Genomic DNA, 18,191 nt, shown 5'->3' on the forward strand with positions numbered 1-18,191 from the left:
CCCTCCGCGATGCGCCCCTTGCCGGCCAGCGGCCGGCACTACCCTGCAATCCATTCCCTTGTCCTGCTGGAGACGTACCCGATGAAACTGCGCCTGGCGCTGTCCGCGCTGCTGTCACTGCCTTTGCTCACCCACGCCGCAACGGCCCCTGCGCCGCTGCTGGTCATCCACGGCGGTGCCGGCGTCGAGCGCAAGGATCTGTCGCCGGCCGAAGAAAAGGCGGCGCGCGAGGCACTGCGGGCGGCCCTGCTGAAGGGCCATGCCGAACTGGCCGCCGGCCGCCCGGCGCTGGCGGCGGTGACTGCCGCGATCACCGTGCTCGAGGATGATCCGACCTTCAATGCCGGCAAGGGCGCGGTGTTCACCCACGACGGCCGCAATGAACTGGATGCGGCGGTGATGGATGGCGCGACCCAGGCCGCGGGCGCGGTGGCCGGCGTGCAGCGCGTGCGCAACCCGATCCTGCTGGCGCAGACCGTGATGCAGAAATCCAGGCACGTGATGATGGTCGGGCAGGGCGCCGAGGCGTTCGCAGTGGAGCAGGGCATCACCCTGGTCGATCCGTCGTACTTCCGCACCGACAAGCGCTGGCAGCAGCTGCAGCGCGCGCTGAAGGAAGAGGCCAGCGGCCAGGCGCATGCCGACCTGGAGACCGCAAAGCACTTCGGCACCGTCGGTGCGGTCGCATTGGACGCGCAGGGGCATCTCGCGGCGGGCACCTCCACCGGAGGCATGACCAACAAGCGCTATGGGCGTGTCGGTGACTCGCCGATCATCGGTGCCGGCACCTGGGCCGATGCGCGCTGCGCGGTGTCCGGCACCGGCTGGGGCGAGTACTACATCCGCAGTGCCGCCGCGCACGAGATCTGCGCCCGCATGCGTTACCAGGGGCAGACGCCGGAGCAGGCGGGCAAGGGCGTGATCAACGAGACGATTCCGCAGATGGGCGGCGACGGTGGCGCGATCGTGCTCGCCGCGGATGGCAAGATGGCCACGCCGTTCAACACCCAGGGCATGTATCGGGGCTGGATTGGCGCCGACGGTGTCCCCCATGTCGCAATTTTCGCCAGCGAGACCCTGCCGGTCCCCGGGCAATAACCTTGCGTATCAATGGGTTTGCGACAACGTGTGAAAAAGATGGAAAAAAGCGTTGACAGCCCCCCGTCCGATCAGCAGAATAAGCGGCTCACCACCACACACCGCAACGCTTCGGCGGCAACGGAATGGGGTGGTAAGGAGGGATACCCAAGCGGCCAACGGGGGCAGACTGTAAATCTGCTGGCTTACGCCTTCGGTGGTTCGAATCCACCTCCCTCCACCAGTTTCACGTTGTGACATTCCCGGCGCGGGAGTAGTTCAATGGTAGAACCTCAGCCTTCCAAGCTGATGGTGCGGGTTCGATTCCCGTCTCCCGCTCCATTGAATGAACTTTGAATATTATCGAGTTCATGTCATAATGCAAAACTCGGCTCACGTAGCTCAGTCGGTAGAGCACTTCCTTGGTAAGGAAGAGGTCGAAGGTTCGATTCCTTTCGTGAGCACCATCTTAAGCATCACCTCTCAGACGAATTCGAGATAAGCAGCCATGGCCAAGGGTAAGTTCGAGCGCACCAAGCCGCACGTCAACGTCGGCACCATCGGTCACGTCGACCACGGCAAGACCACGCTGACCGCTGCGCTGACCAAGATCGGCGCTGAGCGCTTCGGTGGCGAGTTCAAGGATTACTCCGCGATCGACGCTGCTCCGGAAGAGAAGGCGCGTGGTATCACGATCTCGACCGCACACGTCGAATACGAATCCCCGACCCGTCACTACGCCCACGTCGATTGCCCGGGCCACGCTGACTACGTCAAGAACATGATCACCGGTGCTGCCCAGATGGACGGCGCGATCCTGGTGTGCTCGGCCGCTGACGGCCCGATGCCGCAGACCCGCGAGCACATCCTGCTGTCGCGTCAGGTCGGCGTGCCGTACATCGTCGTGTTCCTGAACAAGGCCGACATGGTTGACGACGCCGAGCTGCTCGAGCTGGTCGAGATGGAAGTGCGTGAACTGCTGAGCAAGTACGAGTTCCCGGGCGACGATACCCCGATCATCTCGGGTTCGGCCCGCCTGGCGCTGGAAGGCGACCAGAGCGACATCGGCGTGCCGGCGATCATCAAGCTGGTCGAGGCGCTGGACACCTGGATTCCGGAGCCGGAGCGCGCGATCGACAAGCCGTTCCTGATGCCGGTGGAAGACGTGTTCTCGATCTCGGGCCGCGGCACCGTGGTGACCGGTCGTATCGAGCGCGGCGTGATCAAGGTCGGCGACGAAATCGAAATCGTCGGTATCCGTCCGGTGCAGAAGACCACCGTGACCGGCGTTGAAATGTTCCGCAAGCTGCTGGACCAGGGTCAGGCAGGCGACAACGCTGGCCTGCTGCTGCGCGGCACCAAGCGTGACGACGTCGAGCGTGGCCAGGTTCTGGCCAAGCCGGGTTCGATCAAGCCGCACACCAAGTTCGAAGGCGAAGTGTACGTCCTGTCGAAGGACGAAGGCGGCCGCCACACCCCGTTCTTCAACGGCTACCGTCCGCAGTTCTACTTCCGCACCACCGACATCACCGGCGCAGCTGCTCTGCCGGAAGGCGTCGAAATGGTGATGCCGGGTGACAACGTCAAGATGGTCGTCACCCTGATCAACCCGGTGGCAATGGACGAAGGCCTGCGCTTCGCCATCCGCGAAGGCGGCCGTACCGTCGGCGCCGGCGTGGTCTCGAAGATCATCGAGTAATCTGCTAGACTCTGCGCCCCGATGTTGCCTGGGTAGGGCATCGGGGCGTATCAAAATGGGAAAGCAGGCACAGGATGTGCCTTGTGTTCCCCGGACCAGGAAGGGTCAATGCCATTCAGGCGGCGTCAACAGGAGACTGTTGACAGCTGCCTTGCGTGCCATTATGCTTCTTCGTCTGGGCAGGCCTGGTAACGGGTCTGCCTACGTTTTTGAGGTCTACGGATTGACCTTGTCGGCCTGCAGGAGTGTGGGCCGTCCGCATTCAGGAATTTCATGGGACAAAGCAACCCAGAGGCTTTGTCTGTCGCTCTTTTAACGAAGGAACCTACCGCCATGGCGGACCAAAAGATCCGGATCCGGCTGAAAGCGTTCGATCATCGTCTGATCGACCGTTCGGCCAGCGAGATCGTTGAAACGGCAAAGCGGACCGGCGCGCAAGTGCGTGGCCCGATCCCGCTGCCGACCAAGATCGAGCGTTACACCATCCTCGTCTCCCCGCACGTCGACAAGGACGCGCGTGACCAGTACGAGACCCGCACGCACAAGCGCGTGCTCGATATCGTTGACCCGAATGACAAGACCGTGGACGCGCTGATGAAGCTCGAACTGGCTGCCGGCGTCGACGTTCAGATCAAGCTGACCTGAGGACTACGACCATGACGAAGAAGTATTCGTTGGGCTTCGTGGGCCGCAAGGCCGGCATGAGCCGCGTGTTCACCGAAGATGGTCGTTCCATCCCGGTGACCCTGATCGAAGCAACCCCGAACCGCATCGCGCAGATCAAGACCGTCGAAACCGACGGCTACAGCGCCGTGCAGGTGACCGTTGGCGCACGTCGTGCCGCCCTGGTCAACAAGCCGGAAGCCGGCCACTTCGCCAAGGCGAAGGTGGAAGCGGGTCGTGGCCTGTGGGAATTCCGCGTTGAAGACGCGCAGCTCGGCGATTTCGCCGTTGGCGGCGAAGTCAAGGCGGACATCTTCGAAGTCGGCCAGATCGTCGACGTCCAGGGTGTCACCAAGGGTAAGGGCTTCCAGGGCACCATCAAGCGCCACAACTTCCGTATGGGCGATGCAACCCACGGTAACTCGCTGTCGCATCGCGCGCCGGGTTCGCTGGGTCAGCGCCAGACCCCGGGTCGTGTTTTCCCGGGCAAGAAGATGTCGGGCCACATGGGCGCGGTGCAGCAGAGCACCCAGAACCTGGAAGTGGTCAAGGTCGACGTCGAGCGCGGTCTGATCGCGGTTCGCGGCGCCGTTCCGGGCGCGGCGGGTGGCGACGTGATCGTCCGTCCGGCGAGCAAGGCATAAGGAGAGATGACGATGGAACTCGTTATCACGGGTAGCAACAACAAGGTCTCGGTCTCCGAAGCCGTGTTCGGTCGCGATTTCAGCGAAGATCTGGTTCACCAGGTCGTCGTTGCTTACCGCAACGCCGGTCGCGCCGGCACCAAGGCACAGAAGACTCGTTCTGAAGTGGCTGGTACCACCAAGAAGTCGAAGAAGCAGAAGGGCGGCGGCGCGCGTCATGGCGCACTGACGGCTCCGATCTTCGTCGGCGGTGGTGTCACCTTCGCGGCCAAGCCGCGCAGCTTCGAGCAGAAGGTCAACCGTAAGCAGTACCGTGCCGCCATGTGCGCGATCCTGTCCGAGCTGAACCGTCAGGGCCGTCTGACCATCGTGGAGTCCTTCGATGTCGAAGTGACCAACACGAAGGGTCTGATCGCCAAGCTGGCCGGCCTGGAAGTGGGCAAGCGCCCGCTGATCGTCACTGAAGAAGCCTCCGAGCACCTGTACCTGTCCGCCCGCAATCTGCCGTACGTGCAGGTGCGTGACGTCCAGGGTCTGGATCCGGTCTCGCTGGTCGGTGCCGACACGGTCGTCATCACCGCTGACGCGGTCAAGAAGGTCGAGGAGTGGCTGGCATGAACAGCAACGAAAAAATCTTCAGCGTGCTGCGTGCCCCGCGTGTCTCCGAAAAGACCGCGCGCCTGCAGGAACTCTCCAACCAGTATGTCTTCGAAGTTTCGAACGAAGCCACCAAGGCCGATGTAAAGGCCGCGGTTGAGCAGCTGTTCGACGTCAAGGTCGAAGCCGTCAACGTGGTCAACGTCAAGGGCAAGAACAAGTCCTTCCGTAACCGTGCTGGCCGCCGCGGCGATTGGCGCAAGGCGTACGTTCGCCTGGCCGACGGCCAGTCGATCGATGTAACGGCCAAGGCCTGAGGTACATCCCATGCCATTGATGAAATTCAAGCCCACTTCCCCCGGCCGCCGTTCGGCCGTGCGCGTGGTTACGCCCGACCTGCACAAGGGTGCTCCGCACGCCGCACTGGTCGAGTCGCAGAGCCGCTCGGGTGGTCGTAACCACCACGGCCGCATCACCGTTCGTCACGTCGGTGGTGGTGCCAAGCAGCACTACCGCATCATCGACTTCAAGCGCAACAAGCTGGGCATCCCGGCGCGCGTGGAACGCATCGAATACGATCCGAACCGCACCGCCCACATCGCCCTGCTGTGCTACGTCGACGGCGAGCGTCGCTACATCATCGCCCCGAAGGGTCTGAAGGCGGGTGATCAGGTGATCGCTGGTTCGGACGCCCCGATCAAGGCCGGCAACACCCTGCCGCTGCGCAACATCCCGGTCGGTACCACCATCCACTGCATCGAACTGAAGCCCGGCAAGGGCGCTCAGATCGCCCGCGCCGCCGGTGCGGCCGTGCAGCTGGTGGCCCGTGAAGGCATCTACGCCACCCTGCGCCTGCGCTCGGGTGAAATGCGTAAGGTTCCGGTCGAGTGCTGCGCCACCATCGGCGAAGTCGGCAACGACGAGCACAGCCTGGAAAAGCTGGGCAAGGCCGGTGCCAAGCGCTGGCGCGGCGTCCGCCCGACCGTTCGTGGTGCTGCCATGAACCCGGTTGACCACCCGCACGGTGGTGGTGAGGCGAAGGCCGGCCAGGGTAACCCGCACCCGGTCACCCCGTGGGGTGTCCCGACCAAGGGTTACAAGACGCGCCATAACAAGCGCACTCAGCAGTTCATCGTCCGCGATCGTAGGGGCTAATCGACCATGGCACGTTCACTCAAGAAGGGCCCGTTCGTCGATCACCACCTCGTCAAGAAGGTGGAGGCCGCTGCGGGCAGCAAGAAGCCGATCAAGACCTGGTCGCGCCGTTCGATGATCCTGCCTGACATGGTAGGCATCACCATTGCCGTGCATAACGGCAAGAACCACATCCCGGTTCTCGTCAACGAGAACATGGTCGGCCACAAGCTCGGCGAATTTGCCATCACCCGGACCTTCAAGGGTCACGGTGGTGACAAGAAGTCGGGCAAGTAAGGAGAGATGACAATGGAAGCGAAAGCCATCCTGCGCACTGCGCGCATCTCCCCGCAGAAGGCTCGTCTGGTCGCTGACCAGGTGCGCGGTCTGCCGGCCGAGCGTGCGGTCAACCTGCTGAAGTTCTCGGACAAGAAGGCTGCCCACCTGATCAAGAAGGTGGTGGAGTCGGCAATTGCCAACGCCGAGAACAACCAGGGCGCCGACGTCGACGAGCTGAAGGTTCAGACCATCATGGTTGATGAAGGTCCGACCCTGAAGCGTTTCATGGCGCGGGCGAAAGGCCGCGGTACCCGCATCCTCAAGCGCACCAGCCACATCACTGTGGTTGTGGGCGCCGGCAAGTAAGCGGATAAGGAAAAGACCATGGGTCATAAAGTTCATCCGATTGGTATCCGTCTCGGTATTTCCAAGGACTGGAACTCCAAGTGGTACGCCAACAAGGCCGAGTTCGCTGGTTACCTGGCAGCCGACCTGAAAGTTCGTGAAATGCTGCGCAAGAAGCTGGCTCAGGCCGGCATCAGCAAGATCCTGATCGAGCGTCCGGCCAAGACCGCTCGCGTGACGATCCACACCGCCCGTCCGGGCGTCGTGATCGGCAAGCGCGGTGAGGACATCGAGAAGCTGCGCAAGGAAGTGAGCGAGATGATGGGCGTCCCGGCGCACATCAACGTCACCGAAGTGCGCAAGCCGGAGCTGGACGCACAGCTGGTTGCCGAATCGATCGCTCAGCAGCTTGAGCGTCGCATCATGTTCCGCCGCGCGATGAAGCGCTCGGTCGGCAACGCGATGCGCCTGGGTGCCCTGGGCATCAAGGTCAACGTGGGTGGCCGCCTCAACGGTGCAGAAATCGCCCGTTCGGAGTGGTACCGCGAAGGCCGTGTGCCGCTGCACACCCTGCGTGCCGACATCGACTATGGCTTCGCTGAAGCCAAGACGACCTACGGCATCATCGGCATCAAGGTCTGGATCTACAAGGGCGAGGTCTTCGACTTCTCCCAGGTTGGCCAGGAAAAGCAGGACGACACCCCGTCGCGCAACGATCGTCACGATCGCGGCGACCGTGGTGACCGTCAGCGCCCGGCCCGTGAAGCGAGGTAACGACAATGTTGCAACCCAAGCGAACCAAGTACCGCAAGGTACACAAGGGCCGTAACGAAGGCCTGAGCTGGAGCGCCAACGCTGTCAGCTTCGGCGAATACGGCCTGAAGGCAACCGCACACGGTCAGCTGACCGCGCGTCAGATCGAAGCGGCCCGCCGCTCGATCAGCCGCTACGTCAAGCGCGGCGGCAAGATGTGGATCCGCGTGTTCCCCGACAAGCCCATCACCAAGAAGCCCATCGAAGTTCGAATGGGTTCGGGTAAGGGCAACGTGGAATACTGGGTGGCCCAGATCCAGCCCGGCCGCATGATCTATGAAATCGAGGGTGTTTCCGAGGAAGTGGCTCGCGAGGCGTTCCGCCTGGCCGCCGCCAAGCTCTCGGTCACCACCACTTTCGTGACCCGTACGGTGCGCTGATGGATATCAAAACTCTCCGTGAAAAGTCGGCTGACGAACTGAAGGCCCACCTGATCGACCTGCGTAAGGAACAGTTCTCTGTCCGTATGCAGCAGGTCACCGGCCAGCTGCCGAAGACCCACGACATCCGCCGGGTCCGTCGCGAGATTGCTCGCGTCAAGACCCTGCTCGGCAGCACGAAGTAAGGATGGCCGCTATGAGCGACAATACTGAAAACAAGGCGCTGCGCACGGTCGAAGGCCGTGTCGTCAGCAATAAGATGGACAAGACGGTTACCGTCCTGGTTGAGCGTCAGGTCAAGCACGCGCTGTACGGCAAGTACATCAAGCGCTCGACCAAGCTGCACGCCCACGATGCCGACAACGCCTGCAAGGAAGGCGATGTCGTCCGCGTGACCGAGATTGCTCCGATGTCCAAGACCAAGAACTGGCGCGTGGTGGAAGTCATCACGCGTGCGGCTGAATAAGGAGTCTGAATCATGATCCAGATGCAGAGCTACCTTGACGTCGCGGACAATTCGGGTGCCAAGCAGGTGATGTGCTTCAAGGTGCTGGGTGGTTCCAAGCGCCGTTACGCCGGTATCGGCGACATCATCAAGGTCACCGTGAAGGATGCGATTCCGCGCGGCAAGGTCAAGAAGGGTGAAGTGTATGACGCCGTCGTGGTGCGTACCCGCAAGGGTGTGCGTCGCGCCGACGGCTCGCTGATCCGCTTCGATGGCAACGCTGCCGTTCTGCTGAACAGCAAGCAGGAGCCGATCGGTACCCGTATCTTCGGGCCGGTGACCCGTGAACTTCGTTCGGAGAAGTTCATGAAGATCGTCTCGCTCGCTCCCGAAGTGCTGTGAGCGACAGGAGATAATCATGGCTAACCGTATCAAGAAGGGCGACCAGGTTGTCGTCAACGCCGGCAAGGACAAGGGCAAGCAGGGCGAAGTCGTCCGCGTCGACGGCGACCGTGTGGTCGTCGCCAACGTGAACATCGTCAAGCGCCACACCAAGCCGAACCCGCAGGCAGGTGTTGCCGGCGGCGTGGTCGAGCGTGAAGCTTCGATCCATATCTCCAACGTGAATGTGCTGAACCCGGCTTCGGGCAAGGGCGAACGCGTTGGCTTCAAGGTGCTGGAGGATGGACGCAAACTGCGTGTGTTCCGCTCCAGCGGTGAGGCGCTCGACGCCTGAGGAATGTGAAGATGACTTCCCGTCTCGAAAAGTTCTACAAGGAAGAAGTGGTGCCGGCGCTGATGAAGCAGTTCGGCTACACCAATCCGATGGAAGTGCCGAAGCTCGTCAAGGTCACCCTGAACATGGGTGTCGGCGAAGCGGCCACCAACAAGAAGATCCTGGAAAACGCCGTCGGCGACATGACCAAGATTTCCGGCCAGAAGCCGGTTGTCACCAAGTCGCGTATTTCGGTTGCGTCGTTCAAGATCCGCGATGGTTGGCCGATCGGCTGCAAGACCACGCTGCGTCGCCACAAGATGTACGAGTTCCTGGATCGCCTGATCAACATCTCGCTGCCGCGCGTGCGCGACTTCCGTGGTGTTTCCGGTCGTTCCTTCGACGGTCGCGGCAACTTCAACATGGGTGTGAAGGAACAGATCATCTTCCCGGAAATCGACTTCGACGCCGTCGACGCGATCCGCGGTATGGATATCGCCATCACCACCACTGCGAAGACCGATGCGGAAGCGAAGGCGCTGCTGGCAGCGTTCAAGTTCCCGTTCCGTAACTGATCCGTCGAGGAAACCGAAATGGCAAAGACCTCCATGGTCAACCGCGACATCAAGCGGGAAAAGCTGGCCAAGAAGTACGCCGACAAGCGTGCGGCTCTGAAGAAGATCGTGTCCTCGGTGGACGCGAGCTACGACGAGAAGATCGAAGCCGCTACCAAGCTGGCCAAGCTGCCGCGCGATTCGTCGCCGAGCCGCCAGCGCAACCGCTGCGAGCTGTCCGGCCGTCCGCGTGGCGTTTACAGCAAGTTCGGCCTCGGCCGCAACAAGCTGCGTGAAGCCACCATGCGTGGCGACGTCCCGGGCCTGCGCAAGGCCAGCTGGTAATCCCAGCCGGCCCTGCGATCAGGAGCCCCTCCGGGGGTTCCTGAACCGGGGAGGGGAGGTGTTCAGCCTTCCTTCTGCGAAAAAACCCGAAGAGCCCGACGCAAGTCGGGCTCTTTTGGCGTATACTCCCGCGTCTTGCCCTGTGCAAACCGGGTTTTAGGGCGGGCCGCTGGCCTGCCGCAAGAAGGGACCTGGCCCGTTTCCAGGAGACAACAGATTTTCGCGAAAGCGGATATCGGTGCACTCAAAGGTACTCATATGAGCATGACTGATCCCATCGCCGACCTGCTGGTCCGCATCAAGAATGCGGCCGCGGTTGGCAAGCAGACGGTGAAAGCCCCGTCGTCCAAGATCAAGGTTGCGATCGCCCAGGTCCTGAAGGACGAGGGTTACATCACCGACCTGCGCGTGACCAAGCTGGAAAACAACAAGTCCGAGCTGGAAATCGTGCTGAAGTATTTCGAAGGCAAGCCGGTCATCGCGACCCTGAAGCGCTTCTCGCGTTCGGGCCTGCGCCAGTACCGCGGCAAGAGCGAGCTGCCGAAGGTCATGAACGGCCTGGGTATCTCCATCATTTCCACCTCCAAGGGCATCATGACTGATGCGCAGGCGCGCCAGCTGGGCGTCGGCGGCGAAGTCCTGTGCTTCGTGGCCTAAGGCGAAAGGAGTAGAACTATGTCCCGCGTAGCCAAGAAGCCGATCGACCTGGGTAAGGTTGAACTGAACGTCCAGTCGGACACCGTCACCGCCAAGGGCCCGAAGGGCACCCTGTCGCTGGCCAAGCCGGCCGGTATTGCCATCAACGTCGACAACGGCGTTGCCACCCTGAGCACCGAGAACGCCGAGCTGGTCGCACTGACCGGTACCGTGCGTGCGATCCTGGCCAACATGGTCAAGGGCGTGTCCGAAGGCTTCGAGCGCAAGCTGGAGCTGGTCGGCGTGGGTTACCGCGCTGCCATGCAGGGCAAGGACCTGAGCCTGTCGCTGGGCTTCTCGCACCCGGTCGTGTTCGTGGCGCCGGAAGGCATCACCATCACCACCCCGACCCAGACCGAGATCCTGGTCCAGGGCGCGGACAAGCAGGTGGTCGGTGAAGTCGCCGCCAAGATCCGTGCGTTCCGCAAGCCGGAACCGTACAAGGGCAAGGGCGTGAAGTACTCCGACGAAGTCATCATCCGTAAGGAAGCCAAGAAGGCCTAATTAGGTCCTTCCGCTTTCAAGGGAAAATCAAAATGAACAAGAACATCGCCCGCCTGCGTCGCGCCAAGTCGACCCGCGCCCACATCCGTGAGCTCGGCGTTGCCCGCCTGTCGGTGCTGCGCACCGGCCAGCACCTGTACGCCCAGGTCTTCACTGCCGACGGTTCCAAGGTGCTGGCTGCTGCCAACACCACCCAGGCCGACATCAAGGAAGGCCTGAAGAACGGCAAGAACGCTGATGCCGCTGCCAAGGTTGGCCGCATCGTCGCTGAGCGCGCCAAGGCCGCCGGCGTCGAGAAGGTTGCCTTCGATCGTTCGGGCTACCGCTACCACGGCCGCATCAAGGCCCTGGCAGAAGCCGCCCGCGAAGCCGGCCTGCAGTTCTAAGGGATAAGGGCAGGGGACTTCTGGTCCTCTGCCCGCCTGCTCGCCAGCCTGAGTGAGGCTGGACGGCGCCGCTCTTCTGCAGCGGCCCACCGGAACGACGCGTCACTCCACAACCATAAGCGGCCCCGAGCCGTACATACCCAAACTACCAAGGAATCAAAATGGCAGAAGAGCGTCAGCAGCGGGGTCGCGATCGCGACCGTAACCGCGAAGAGAAAGTCGACGACGGCATGATCGAAAAGCTGGTCGCGGTCAACCGCGTCAGCAAGACCGTCAAGGGTGGCCGTCAGTTCACCTTCACCGCCCTGACCGTGGTCGGCGACGGCGAAGGCAAGGTCGGTTTCGGTTATGGCAAGGCCCGCGAAGTGCCGGTCGCCATCCAGAAGTCGATGGAGCAGGCCCGCAAGAACCTGGTCAGCGTTGACCTGAACAACGGCACCCTGTGGCACACCATCAAGGATGGTCACGGCGCAGCCCGCGTGTTCATGCAGCCGGCTTCGGAAGGTACCGGCGTCATCGCCGGCGGTGCCATGCGCGCCGTGCTGGAAGCGGTTGGCGTGAAGAACGTGCTGGCCAAGGCCACCGGTTCGCGCAACCCGATCAACCTGGTGCGTGCCACCGTGAAGGGCCTGACTGCTGCGCAGTCGCCGGCTCGCATCGCGGCCAAGCGCGGCAAGAAGGTGGAGGAACTCAACCATGGCTAATGAGTCCAACAAGACTGTGAAGGTGCGCCTGGTGCGCGGCCTGCGTGGTACCCAGTCGCGTCACCGCCTGTCGGTGCGTGCCCTGGGCCTGAACAAGCTCAACGATGTGCGTGAACTGAAGGACAGCCCGCAGGTTCGCGGCCTGATCAACACCGTTCACTACCTCGTCAAGGTTGAGGAGTAATCGATCATGACTCTGCGTCTCAATGAACTGAGCCCGGCACCGGGCGCCCGCACCGAGCGTACCCGCGTCGGTCGTGGTATCGGCTCGGGCCTGGGCAAGACTGCCGGCCGCGGCCACAAGGGTTCGTTCGCCCGTAAGGGTGGCGGCAAGATCAAGGCTGGCTTCGAAGGCGGCCAGACCCCCATGCAGCGTCGTCTGCCGAAGATCGGCTTCCGTTCGCCGATCGCCAAGGACACCGCTGAAGTGCTGCTGTACGCGCTGGACAAGCTGCCGGCCGGCGAGATCGACTTCGCCGCCCTGCGTGCTGCCAAGCTGGTCCCGAGCACTGCAAAGAAGGCCAAGGTCGTCGTCAAGGGCGAAGTGACCAAGGCGTTCACCCTGAAGGGTATTGCTGCCACGGCCGGTGCCAAGGCTGCAATCGAAGCTGCCGGCGGCAGCGTGACGGAGTAATAAATCATGGCGCAAGCTGGCATCGGTAACCTCGCGGGCGGAATGGGCAAGTTCACTGAACTTCGCCAACGTTTGCTGTTCGTCGTCGGGGCTTTGATCGTCTATCGCATCGGCTGCTATGTGCCGGTGCCGGGCGTCAATCCCGATGCCATGCTTGCCATGATGCAACAGCAGGGCGGCGGCATCGTGGACATGTTCAACATGTTCTCGGGCGGCGCCCTGCACCGTTTCAGCATCTTCGCGCTGAACGTGATGCCGTACATCTCGGCATCGATCGTGATGCAGCTGGCCGTGCACATCTTCCCCGCCCTGAAGGCGATGCAGAAGGAAGGTGAGTCCGGCCGCCGCAAGATCACCCAGTATTCGCGCATCGGCGCCGTGCTGCTGGCAGTGGTGCAGGGCGGTTCGATCGCGCTGGCCCTGCAGGGCCAGGTCTCGCCGTCGGGCGCTCCGGTCGTGTACGCGCCGGGCATGGGCTTCGTGCTCACTGCCGTGGTCGCGCTGACCGCCGGCACCATGTTCCTGATGTGGGTCGGTGAGCAGGTCACCGAGCGCGGCATCGGCAACGGCGTGTCGCTGATCATCTTCGCGGGTATCGTGGCCGGCCTGCCGGGCGCGATCATCCACACCTTCGACGCTTACCGCGACGGCAACATCCAGTTCATCCAGCTGCTGCTGATCGCCATCGTCGTGCTCGCCTTCACCTTCTTCGTGGTGTTCGTCGAGCGTGGCCAGCGCCGGATCACGGTCAATTACGCGCGCCGCCAGGGCGGTCGCAACGCGTACATGAACCAGACCTCGTTCCTGCCGCTGAAGCTCAACATGGCCGGCGTCATTCCGGCGATCTTTGCCTCCAGCCTGCTGGCGTTCCCGGCCACCCTGGCCATGTGGTCCGGCCAGGCCGCCAACCAGAGCAGCATGGGCCAGATCCTGCAGAAGGTCGCCAATGCCCTGGGCCCGGGCGAGCCGCTGCACATGATCGTGTTCGCCGCGCTGATCACCGGTTTCGCGTTCTTCTATACCGCGCTGGTGTTCAACTCGCAGGAAACCGCCGACAACCTGAAGAAGTCGGGCGCGCTGATTCCGGGCATCCGTCCGGGCAAGGCCACCGCCGACTACATCGACGGCGTGCTGACCCGCCTGACCGCGGCCGGCTCGGCCTACCTGGTGATCGTCTGCCTGCTGCCGGAACTGATGCGCACGCAGCTGAACGCCTCGTTCTACTTCGGCGGCACCTCGCTGCTGATCGTGGTGGTGGTGGTGATGGACTTCATCGCCCAGGTGCAGGCGCACCTGATGTCGCACCAGTACGAGAGCCTGCTGAAGAAGGCCAACCTGAAGGGTGGCAATCGCGGCGGTTTTGCTCGCGGCTGACAGGCCTGTTATACTTTCGTCTTCCTGACGTGATGGTCCCTCCGCTTCGCGGACTCCGGCCACACAAACGAAGGGCGGCCCCCGCAGCGGTTCCGGGTGGGGGTGTGATGAGGTGGTCCCGCGCTGGAGTAGCGCGGGCGGCTCAGGGGGAAACCCCAGGTCCAACCCCATCCGGCGCCGGAGCCTGGGCACACTCCCCAGGCCGGGTTCATGAAACCAATGGTTTCACGGGCTTCCATGTAAACCGGAACCTTGTTAGTATCGCTAGTTCACTTTTTTGATCCATCCTGCCGGATTGGCGTGCCCGAGGCGCGCTGTCGGCCATCACTCAGCTGGAGAACCGCGTCATGGCGCGTATTGCAGGCGTCAACCTGCCAGCCCAGAAGCACGTCTGGGTCGGGTTGCAAAGCATTTACGGCATCGGCCGTACCCGTTCGAAGAAGGTCTGCGAAGTCGCAGGCGTTGCTTCGACCACCAAGATCCGCGATCTGTCGGAGCCGGAAATCGAGCGCCTGCGCGCCGAAGTCGGCAAGTACATCGTGGAAGGCGATCTGCGCCGTGAAATCGGCATCGCGATCAAGCGCCTGATGGACCTGGGCTGCTACCGCGGCCTGCGTCACCGTCGCGGTCTGCCGCTGCGTGGCCAGCGCACCCGTACCAACGCCCGCACCCGCAAGGGCCCGCGCAAGGCGATCAGGAAGTAAGGGACCTATAAATGGCTAAGCCCGCTGCTAAGACCAAGAAGAAGATCAAGCGCGTCGTCACCGACGGCGTTGCCCACGTCCACGCTTCGTTCAACAACACCATCGTCACCATCACCGACCGCCAGGGCAACGCTCTGTCGTGGGCAACCTCCGGTGGCGCTGGCTTCCGCGGTTCGCGCAAGTCGACCCCGTTCGCTGCCCAGGTGGCTGCTGAAAAGGCCGGTCGTGCTGCGCTGGACTACGGCGTGAAGTCGCTGGAAGTCCGCATCAAGGGCCCGGGTCCGGGCCGTGAGTCGGCCGTGCGTTCGTTGAACAACGTCGGCTACAAGATCACCAACATCATCGACGTGACGCCTATCCCGCACAACGGGTGCCGTCCGCCGAAGAAGCGTCGCGTCTAAAGGGAGCGATAAGAAATGGCTCGTTATATCGGTCCTACCTGTAAGCTCGCCCGTCGCGAAGGCGCCGACCTGTCCCTGAAGAGCCCGGCGCGTGCGCTGGACTCCAAGTGCAAGCTGGAGCAGAAGCCCGGCCAGCACGGCGCCACTGCCCGCAAGGGCAAGCTGTCCGACTACGCCACCCAGCTGCGTGAAAAGCAGAAGGTCAAGCGTATCTACGGCCTGCTGGAGCGTCAGTTCCGCAACTACTACAAGAAGGCCTCGACCAAGAAGGGCAACACCGGCGAGAACCTGCTGCAGCTGCTGGAAACCCGCCTGGACAACGTCGTCTACCGCATGGGCTTCGCCGTGACCCGTCCGGCTGCCCGTCAGCTGGTGTCGCACCGCGGCGTCACCGTGAATGGCAAGTCGGTCAACCTGGCTTCGTACCAGGTCAAGGCTGGCGACGCCATCGCTCTGTCTGAAAAGGCTGCCAAGCAGCTGCGCGTCCAGGAAGCCCTGACCGTCGCCGCCCAGCATGACCTGAGCCCGTCGTGGGTTGAAGTGGATTCCGGCAAGTTCACCGGCATCTTCAAGGCTGTTCCGGATCGTTCGGATCTGCCTGCGGACATCAACGAAGCGCTGATCGTCGAGCTGTATTCGAAGTAATTCATCATTGGAGAGCCCCCGGCGACGGCCGGGGGTTCACTAGGAGAACCCGCAACATGACGGTTACCGCCAACCAGGTTCTGCGTCCTCGCGGTCCGCAGATCGAACGCCTTACCGACACCCGTGCAAAGGTCGTTATCGAACCTTTGGAGCGGGGTTACGGGCATACGCTGGGTAATGCCCTGCGTCGCGTGCTGCTGTCGTCCATCCCGGGCTTCGCCATCACGGAAGTCGAAATCGACGGCGTGTTGCATGAGTACACCACGGTCGAAGGTCTGCAGGAGGACGTGCTCGAAGTCCTGCTGAACCTGAAGGACGTGGCCATCCGTATGCACTCCGGCGACAGCGCCACCCTGTCCCTGTCCAAGCAGGGCCCGGGCGTTGTCACCGCTGCCGACATCAAGGTTGACCACAATGTGGAAATCTTGAACGGCGACCACGTGATCTGCCACCTGACCAAGGACACGGCAGTGAACATGCGTCTGAAGATCGAACGTGGTTTCGGCTACCAGCCGGCTGCCGCGCGTCGTCGTCCGGACGAAGAAACCCGTGCCATCGGCCGCCTGGTCCTGGATGCCTCGTTCTCGCCGGTCCGCCGCGTCGCCTATGCCGTGGAAGCGGCCCGCGTCGAACAGCGTACCGACCTGGACAAGCTGGTCATCGATATCGAGACCAACGGCACCATCGACGCCGAGGAAGCCGTGCGCACCGCCGCCGACATCCTCAGCGACCAGCTGTCGGTGTTCGGTGACTTCACCCACCGCGACCGCGGTGCGGCCAAGCCGGCCAACAACGGCGTGGATCCGGTGCTGCTGCGCCCGATCGACGATCTGGAGCTGACCGTGCGTTCGGCCAACTGCCTGAAGGCCGAAAGCATCTACTACATCGGCGATCTGATCCAGAAGACCGAAGTGGAGCTGCTGAAGACCCCGAACCTGGGCAAGAAGTCGCTCACCGAGATCAAGGAAGTGCTGGCTCAGCGCGGCCTGTCCCTCGGCATGAAGCTGGAGAACTGGCCGCCGGCCGGCGTCGCCAGCCACGGCATGCTGGGCTGATATCGGTAATGCCTGGAGGCTCCACCGTTCGCGGTGGAGCCTTCAACGCAACACTACATGCCACGACGAACCCCAGGTTCGCGGGCAGGTCGTCCAGGACGGATGGCCAGGACCAACCGCAGTCCGCGCAGCAACGCCAGGATGGCGACAACGATCCGCACAGCCTCATCATTAACCAAGGAATATCACCATGCGTCACATGAAGTCTGGCCGTAAGTTCAGCCGTACCAGCGCCCACCGCGAAGCAATGTTCAAGAACATGGCCGCCTCGCTGTTCAAGCACGAGCTGATCAAGACCACCCTGCCGAAGGCCAAGGAACTGCGCCGCGTTGCCGAGCCGCTGATCACCCTGGCCAAGGTCGACTCCGTTGCCAACCGCCGTCTGGCCTTCGCCCGCCTGCGCGACAACGAAGCCGTGGGCAACCTGTTCACCATCCTGGGCCCGCGCTACGCGAACCGTCCGGGCGGCTACCTGCGCCTGCTGAAGTGCGGCTTCCGCGCTGGCGACAACGCGCCGATGGCCTACGTCGAGCTGGTTGACCGTCCGGTCGTGGCCGAGGAAGTGGCCGAGTAATCGGACCGCTCCAACGCGACACAGCGAAAGCCCGGCCTCTGCCGGGCTTTTGTGTTTCTGCGGGGTCGGATGCCTTGCCGCAGGCACGGGCTCTGACCCCACGACGCTGGGCGCTGGGTCAGAGCCGTTTGCATCCGCAAATGGGTCCGACCCACACCGTTCCGACAGGCGTCACCTGTGGCGGTTCGAATGGCGCGCACTCTCGGTTACGCTTGGCGCCTGATCCATTCGAGCGTTGACGATGAATCCACTGCGCTGGCCCTTCCGCGCCCAGTTCTTCCTGGGCTTCCTGATCTGTGCGGGCCTGCTCGGCTACGCGATCTTCCTGCAGTTGAAGATGGGCCTGGAGCCGTGCCCGCTGTGCATCTTCCAGCGCCTGGCATTTGCCGCGCTGGGCCTGCTGTTCCTGATCGGTGCGTTGCATGGGCCGTCCAATCGGCCAGGCCGTGCGACCTATGGCGTGCTGGCCTTCATCGCCGCCGCGGTGGGTGTCGGCATCGCGGCGCGCCACGTCTACGTGCAGATGCTGCCGCCGGAGATGGGCGCGACCTGCGGCCCGCCGCTGAGTTTCCTGCGCGAGACCATGGGGCCGCTGGAAGTGTTCCGCACGGTGCTGACCGGTACCGGCAACTGCGGCAACATCGACTGGACCTTCCTGGGCCTGACCATGCCGATGTGGTCAGGCGTGTGGTTCGTGCTGCTGGCACTGTGGGCGCTGCTGGTGTCGCTGCGCAAGGTCAGGCGCTGAAGCAAGGTAGTGCCGGCCGCTGGCCGGCAACCTCATGAACGATGGCGGGTGTCCCGTAGTTGCCGGCCAGCGGCCG

At 63.0% G+C, this 18,191-nt stretch carries 30 protein-coding genes and 3 tRNA genes; all 33 read left to right on the forward strand.

Going from position 1 to position 18,191, the window contains the following annotated elements:
• Positions 1-81 precede the first annotated feature (81 nt).
• The 33 genes from ACMZPQ_RS21940 to ACMZPQ_RS22100 all read left to right on the forward strand — a co-directional run bounded on the left by ACMZPQ_RS21940 (position 82) and on the right by ACMZPQ_RS22100 (position 18,115).
• Positions 82-1,098: an isoaspartyl peptidase/L-asparaginase family protein gene (locus tag ACMZPQ_RS21940; RefSeq protein ID WP_312644795.1), complete on the forward strand. Its 1,017-nt coding sequence runs from the start codon at positions 82-84 to the stop codon at positions 1,096-1,098.
• A 137-nt stretch (positions 1,099-1,235) separates the two neighbouring features.
• Positions 1,236-1,321 (forward strand) — tRNA-Tyr (locus tag ACMZPQ_RS21945).
• Between the two features lie 24 nt (positions 1,322-1,345).
• Positions 1,346-1,419: transfer RNA gene (locus ACMZPQ_RS21950), tRNA-Gly, on the forward strand.
• Between the two features lie 49 nt (positions 1,420-1,468).
• Positions 1,469-1,544, forward strand: a tRNA-Thr gene (locus tag ACMZPQ_RS21955).
• A gap of 41 nt (positions 1,545-1,585) precedes the next feature.
• The gene (gene tuf, locus ACMZPQ_RS21960) at positions 1,586-2,776 is read left to right on the forward strand and encodes an elongation factor Tu (protein ID WP_197583878.1); all 1,191 of its coding nucleotides are present in this window, start codon (positions 1,586-1,588) and stop codon (positions 2,774-2,776) included.
• A 333-nt stretch (positions 2,777-3,109) separates the two neighbouring features.
• The gene (gene rpsJ / locus ACMZPQ_RS21965; protein WP_010341589.1) at positions 3,110-3,421 is read left to right on the forward strand and encodes a 30S ribosomal protein S10; all 312 of its coding nucleotides are present in this window, start codon (positions 3,110-3,112) and stop codon (positions 3,419-3,421) included.
• 11 nt (positions 3,422-3,432) lie between these two features.
• Positions 3,433-4,083: a 50S ribosomal protein L3 gene (gene rplC, locus ACMZPQ_RS21970; RefSeq protein WP_004145336.1), complete on the forward strand. Its 651-nt coding sequence runs from the start codon at positions 3,433-3,435 to the stop codon at positions 4,081-4,083.
• Positions 4,084-4,095: 12 nt separating this feature from the next.
• Positions 4,096-4,701 (forward strand): 50S ribosomal protein L4, encoded by a 606-nt coding sequence (gene rplD / locus ACMZPQ_RS21975; protein WP_049432779.1) that lies wholly within the window; start codon positions 4,096-4,098, stop codon positions 4,699-4,701.
• Positions 4,698-4,997, forward strand: coding sequence for a 50S ribosomal protein L23 (gene rplW / locus ACMZPQ_RS21980; protein ID WP_004145338.1), 300 nt, complete (start codon positions 4,698-4,700; stop codon positions 4,995-4,997). Before rplD ends, rplW begins: the two co-directional genes overlap by 4 nt.
• 10 nt (positions 4,998-5,007) lie before the next feature.
• Positions 5,008-5,835: a 50S ribosomal protein L2 gene (rplB, locus tag ACMZPQ_RS21985; protein ID WP_004145339.1), complete on the forward strand. Its 828-nt coding sequence runs from the start codon at positions 5,008-5,010 to the stop codon at positions 5,833-5,835.
• Between the two features lie 6 nt (positions 5,836-5,841).
• The gene (gene rpsS / locus ACMZPQ_RS21990; protein WP_005415413.1) at positions 5,842-6,111 is read left to right on the forward strand and encodes a 30S ribosomal protein S19; all 270 of its coding nucleotides are present in this window, start codon (positions 5,842-5,844) and stop codon (positions 6,109-6,111) included.
• 12 nt (positions 6,112-6,123) lie between these two features.
• Positions 6,124-6,459 (forward strand): 50S ribosomal protein L22, encoded by a 336-nt coding sequence (rplV, locus tag ACMZPQ_RS21995; protein WP_080375339.1) that lies wholly within the window; start codon positions 6,124-6,126, stop codon positions 6,457-6,459.
• An 18-nt stretch (positions 6,460-6,477) separates the two neighbouring features.
• On the forward strand, positions 6,478-7,212 hold the full coding sequence (rpsC, locus tag ACMZPQ_RS22000) for a 30S ribosomal protein S3 (protein WP_004145350.1): 735 nt from the start codon (positions 6,478-6,480) through the stop codon (positions 7,210-7,212).
• Positions 7,213-7,217: 5 nt separating this feature from the next.
• Positions 7,218-7,631 (forward strand): 50S ribosomal protein L16, encoded by a 414-nt coding sequence (gene rplP, locus ACMZPQ_RS22005; protein ID WP_053519743.1) that lies wholly within the window; start codon positions 7,218-7,220, stop codon positions 7,629-7,631.
• Entirely contained in the window at positions 7,631-7,816 is a 186-nt protein-coding gene (gene rpmC, locus ACMZPQ_RS22010; protein WP_004154487.1) for a 50S ribosomal protein L29, read from the forward strand. Before rplP ends, rpmC begins: the two co-directional genes overlap by 1 nt.
• 11 nt (positions 7,817-7,827) lie before the next feature.
• Entirely contained in the window at positions 7,828-8,097 is a 270-nt protein-coding gene (rpsQ, locus tag ACMZPQ_RS22015) for a 30S ribosomal protein S17 (protein ID WP_004145355.1), read from the forward strand.
• A gap of 12 nt (positions 8,098-8,109) precedes the next feature.
• Positions 8,110-8,478, forward strand: coding sequence for a 50S ribosomal protein L14 (gene rplN / locus ACMZPQ_RS22020; protein ID WP_004145357.1), 369 nt, complete (start codon positions 8,110-8,112; stop codon positions 8,476-8,478).
• Positions 8,479-8,494: 16 nt separating this feature from the next.
• On the forward strand, positions 8,495-8,812 hold the full coding sequence (gene rplX, locus ACMZPQ_RS22025) for a 50S ribosomal protein L24 (protein WP_004154490.1): 318 nt from the start codon (positions 8,495-8,497) through the stop codon (positions 8,810-8,812).
• 11 nt (positions 8,813-8,823) lie between these two features.
• Entirely contained in the window at positions 8,824-9,366 is a 543-nt protein-coding gene (rplE, locus tag ACMZPQ_RS22030; RefSeq protein ID WP_004145361.1) for a 50S ribosomal protein L5, read from the forward strand.
• An 18-nt stretch (positions 9,367-9,384) separates the two neighbouring features.
• A complete protein-coding gene (gene rpsN / locus ACMZPQ_RS22035) occupies positions 9,385-9,690 on the forward strand; it encodes a 30S ribosomal protein S14 (RefSeq protein ID WP_107229957.1) in 306 nt (101 codons plus the stop codon).
• A 258-nt stretch (positions 9,691-9,948) separates the two neighbouring features.
• Entirely contained in the window at positions 9,949-10,347 is a 399-nt protein-coding gene (gene rpsH / locus ACMZPQ_RS22040; RefSeq protein WP_197583408.1) for a 30S ribosomal protein S8, read from the forward strand.
• An 18-nt stretch (positions 10,348-10,365) separates the two neighbouring features.
• Positions 10,366-10,890: a 50S ribosomal protein L6 gene (rplF, locus tag ACMZPQ_RS22045; RefSeq protein WP_197583407.1), complete on the forward strand. Its 525-nt coding sequence runs from the start codon at positions 10,366-10,368 to the stop codon at positions 10,888-10,890.
• Between the two features lie 26 nt (positions 10,891-10,916).
• A complete protein-coding gene (gene rplR, locus ACMZPQ_RS22050) occupies positions 10,917-11,276 on the forward strand; it encodes a 50S ribosomal protein L18 (RefSeq protein ID WP_197583409.1) in 360 nt (119 codons plus the stop codon).
• 161 nt (positions 11,277-11,437) lie between these two features.
• On the forward strand, positions 11,438-11,980 hold the full coding sequence (gene rpsE, locus ACMZPQ_RS22055; RefSeq protein ID WP_053448882.1) for a 30S ribosomal protein S5: 543 nt from the start codon (positions 11,438-11,440) through the stop codon (positions 11,978-11,980).
• A complete protein-coding gene (gene rpmD, locus ACMZPQ_RS22060; protein WP_004154497.1) occupies positions 11,973-12,164 on the forward strand; it encodes a 50S ribosomal protein L30 in 192 nt (63 codons plus the stop codon). The genes rpsE and rpmD overlap by 8 nt, the downstream gene beginning before the upstream one ends.
• Positions 12,165-12,170: 6 nt before the next feature.
• Positions 12,171-12,614, forward strand: a complete 444-nt coding sequence (gene rplO / locus ACMZPQ_RS22065; protein WP_004154498.1) for a 50S ribosomal protein L15 — start codon at positions 12,171-12,173, stop codon at positions 12,612-12,614.
• Positions 12,615-12,620: 6 nt separating this feature from the next.
• On the forward strand, positions 12,621-13,988 hold the full coding sequence (gene secY / locus ACMZPQ_RS22070; protein WP_197583406.1) for a preprotein translocase subunit SecY: 1,368 nt from the start codon (positions 12,621-12,623) through the stop codon (positions 13,986-13,988).
• Positions 13,989-14,335: 347 nt separating this feature from the next.
• Positions 14,336-14,692 (forward strand): 30S ribosomal protein S13, encoded by a 357-nt coding sequence (gene rpsM / locus ACMZPQ_RS22075; protein WP_004145437.1) that lies wholly within the window; start codon positions 14,336-14,338, stop codon positions 14,690-14,692.
• Positions 14,693-14,703: 11 nt separating this feature from the next.
• Complete coding sequence (gene rpsK / locus ACMZPQ_RS22080) at positions 14,704-15,093, forward strand: 30S ribosomal protein S11 (RefSeq protein ID WP_004145443.1); 390 nt, start codon at positions 14,704-14,706, stop codon at positions 15,091-15,093.
• Between the two features lie 15 nt (positions 15,094-15,108).
• The gene (gene rpsD / locus ACMZPQ_RS22085) at positions 15,109-15,738 is read left to right on the forward strand and encodes a 30S ribosomal protein S4 (RefSeq protein WP_004145446.1); all 630 of its coding nucleotides are present in this window, start codon (positions 15,109-15,111) and stop codon (positions 15,736-15,738) included.
• 56 nt (positions 15,739-15,794) lie between these two features.
• Complete coding sequence (locus ACMZPQ_RS22090; protein ID WP_004145453.1) at positions 15,795-16,793, forward strand: DNA-directed RNA polymerase subunit alpha; 999 nt, start codon at positions 15,795-15,797, stop codon at positions 16,791-16,793.
• Positions 16,794-16,983: 190 nt separating this feature from the next.
• Complete coding sequence (gene rplQ / locus ACMZPQ_RS22095; RefSeq protein WP_197583405.1) at positions 16,984-17,367, forward strand: 50S ribosomal protein L17; 384 nt, start codon at positions 16,984-16,986, stop codon at positions 17,365-17,367.
• Between the two features lie 241 nt (positions 17,368-17,608).
• Positions 17,609-18,115: a disulfide bond formation protein B gene (locus ACMZPQ_RS22100; RefSeq protein ID WP_197583404.1), complete on the forward strand. Its 507-nt coding sequence runs from the start codon at positions 17,609-17,611 to the stop codon at positions 18,113-18,115.
• The last annotated feature ends 76 nt before the right edge of the window (positions 18,116-18,191 follow it).

Origin of the sequence: Stenotrophomonas maltophilia, assembly GCF_047497515.2 — a bacterium.
Lineage (GTDB): Bacteria > Pseudomonadota > Gammaproteobacteria > Xanthomonadales > Xanthomonadaceae > Stenotrophomonas.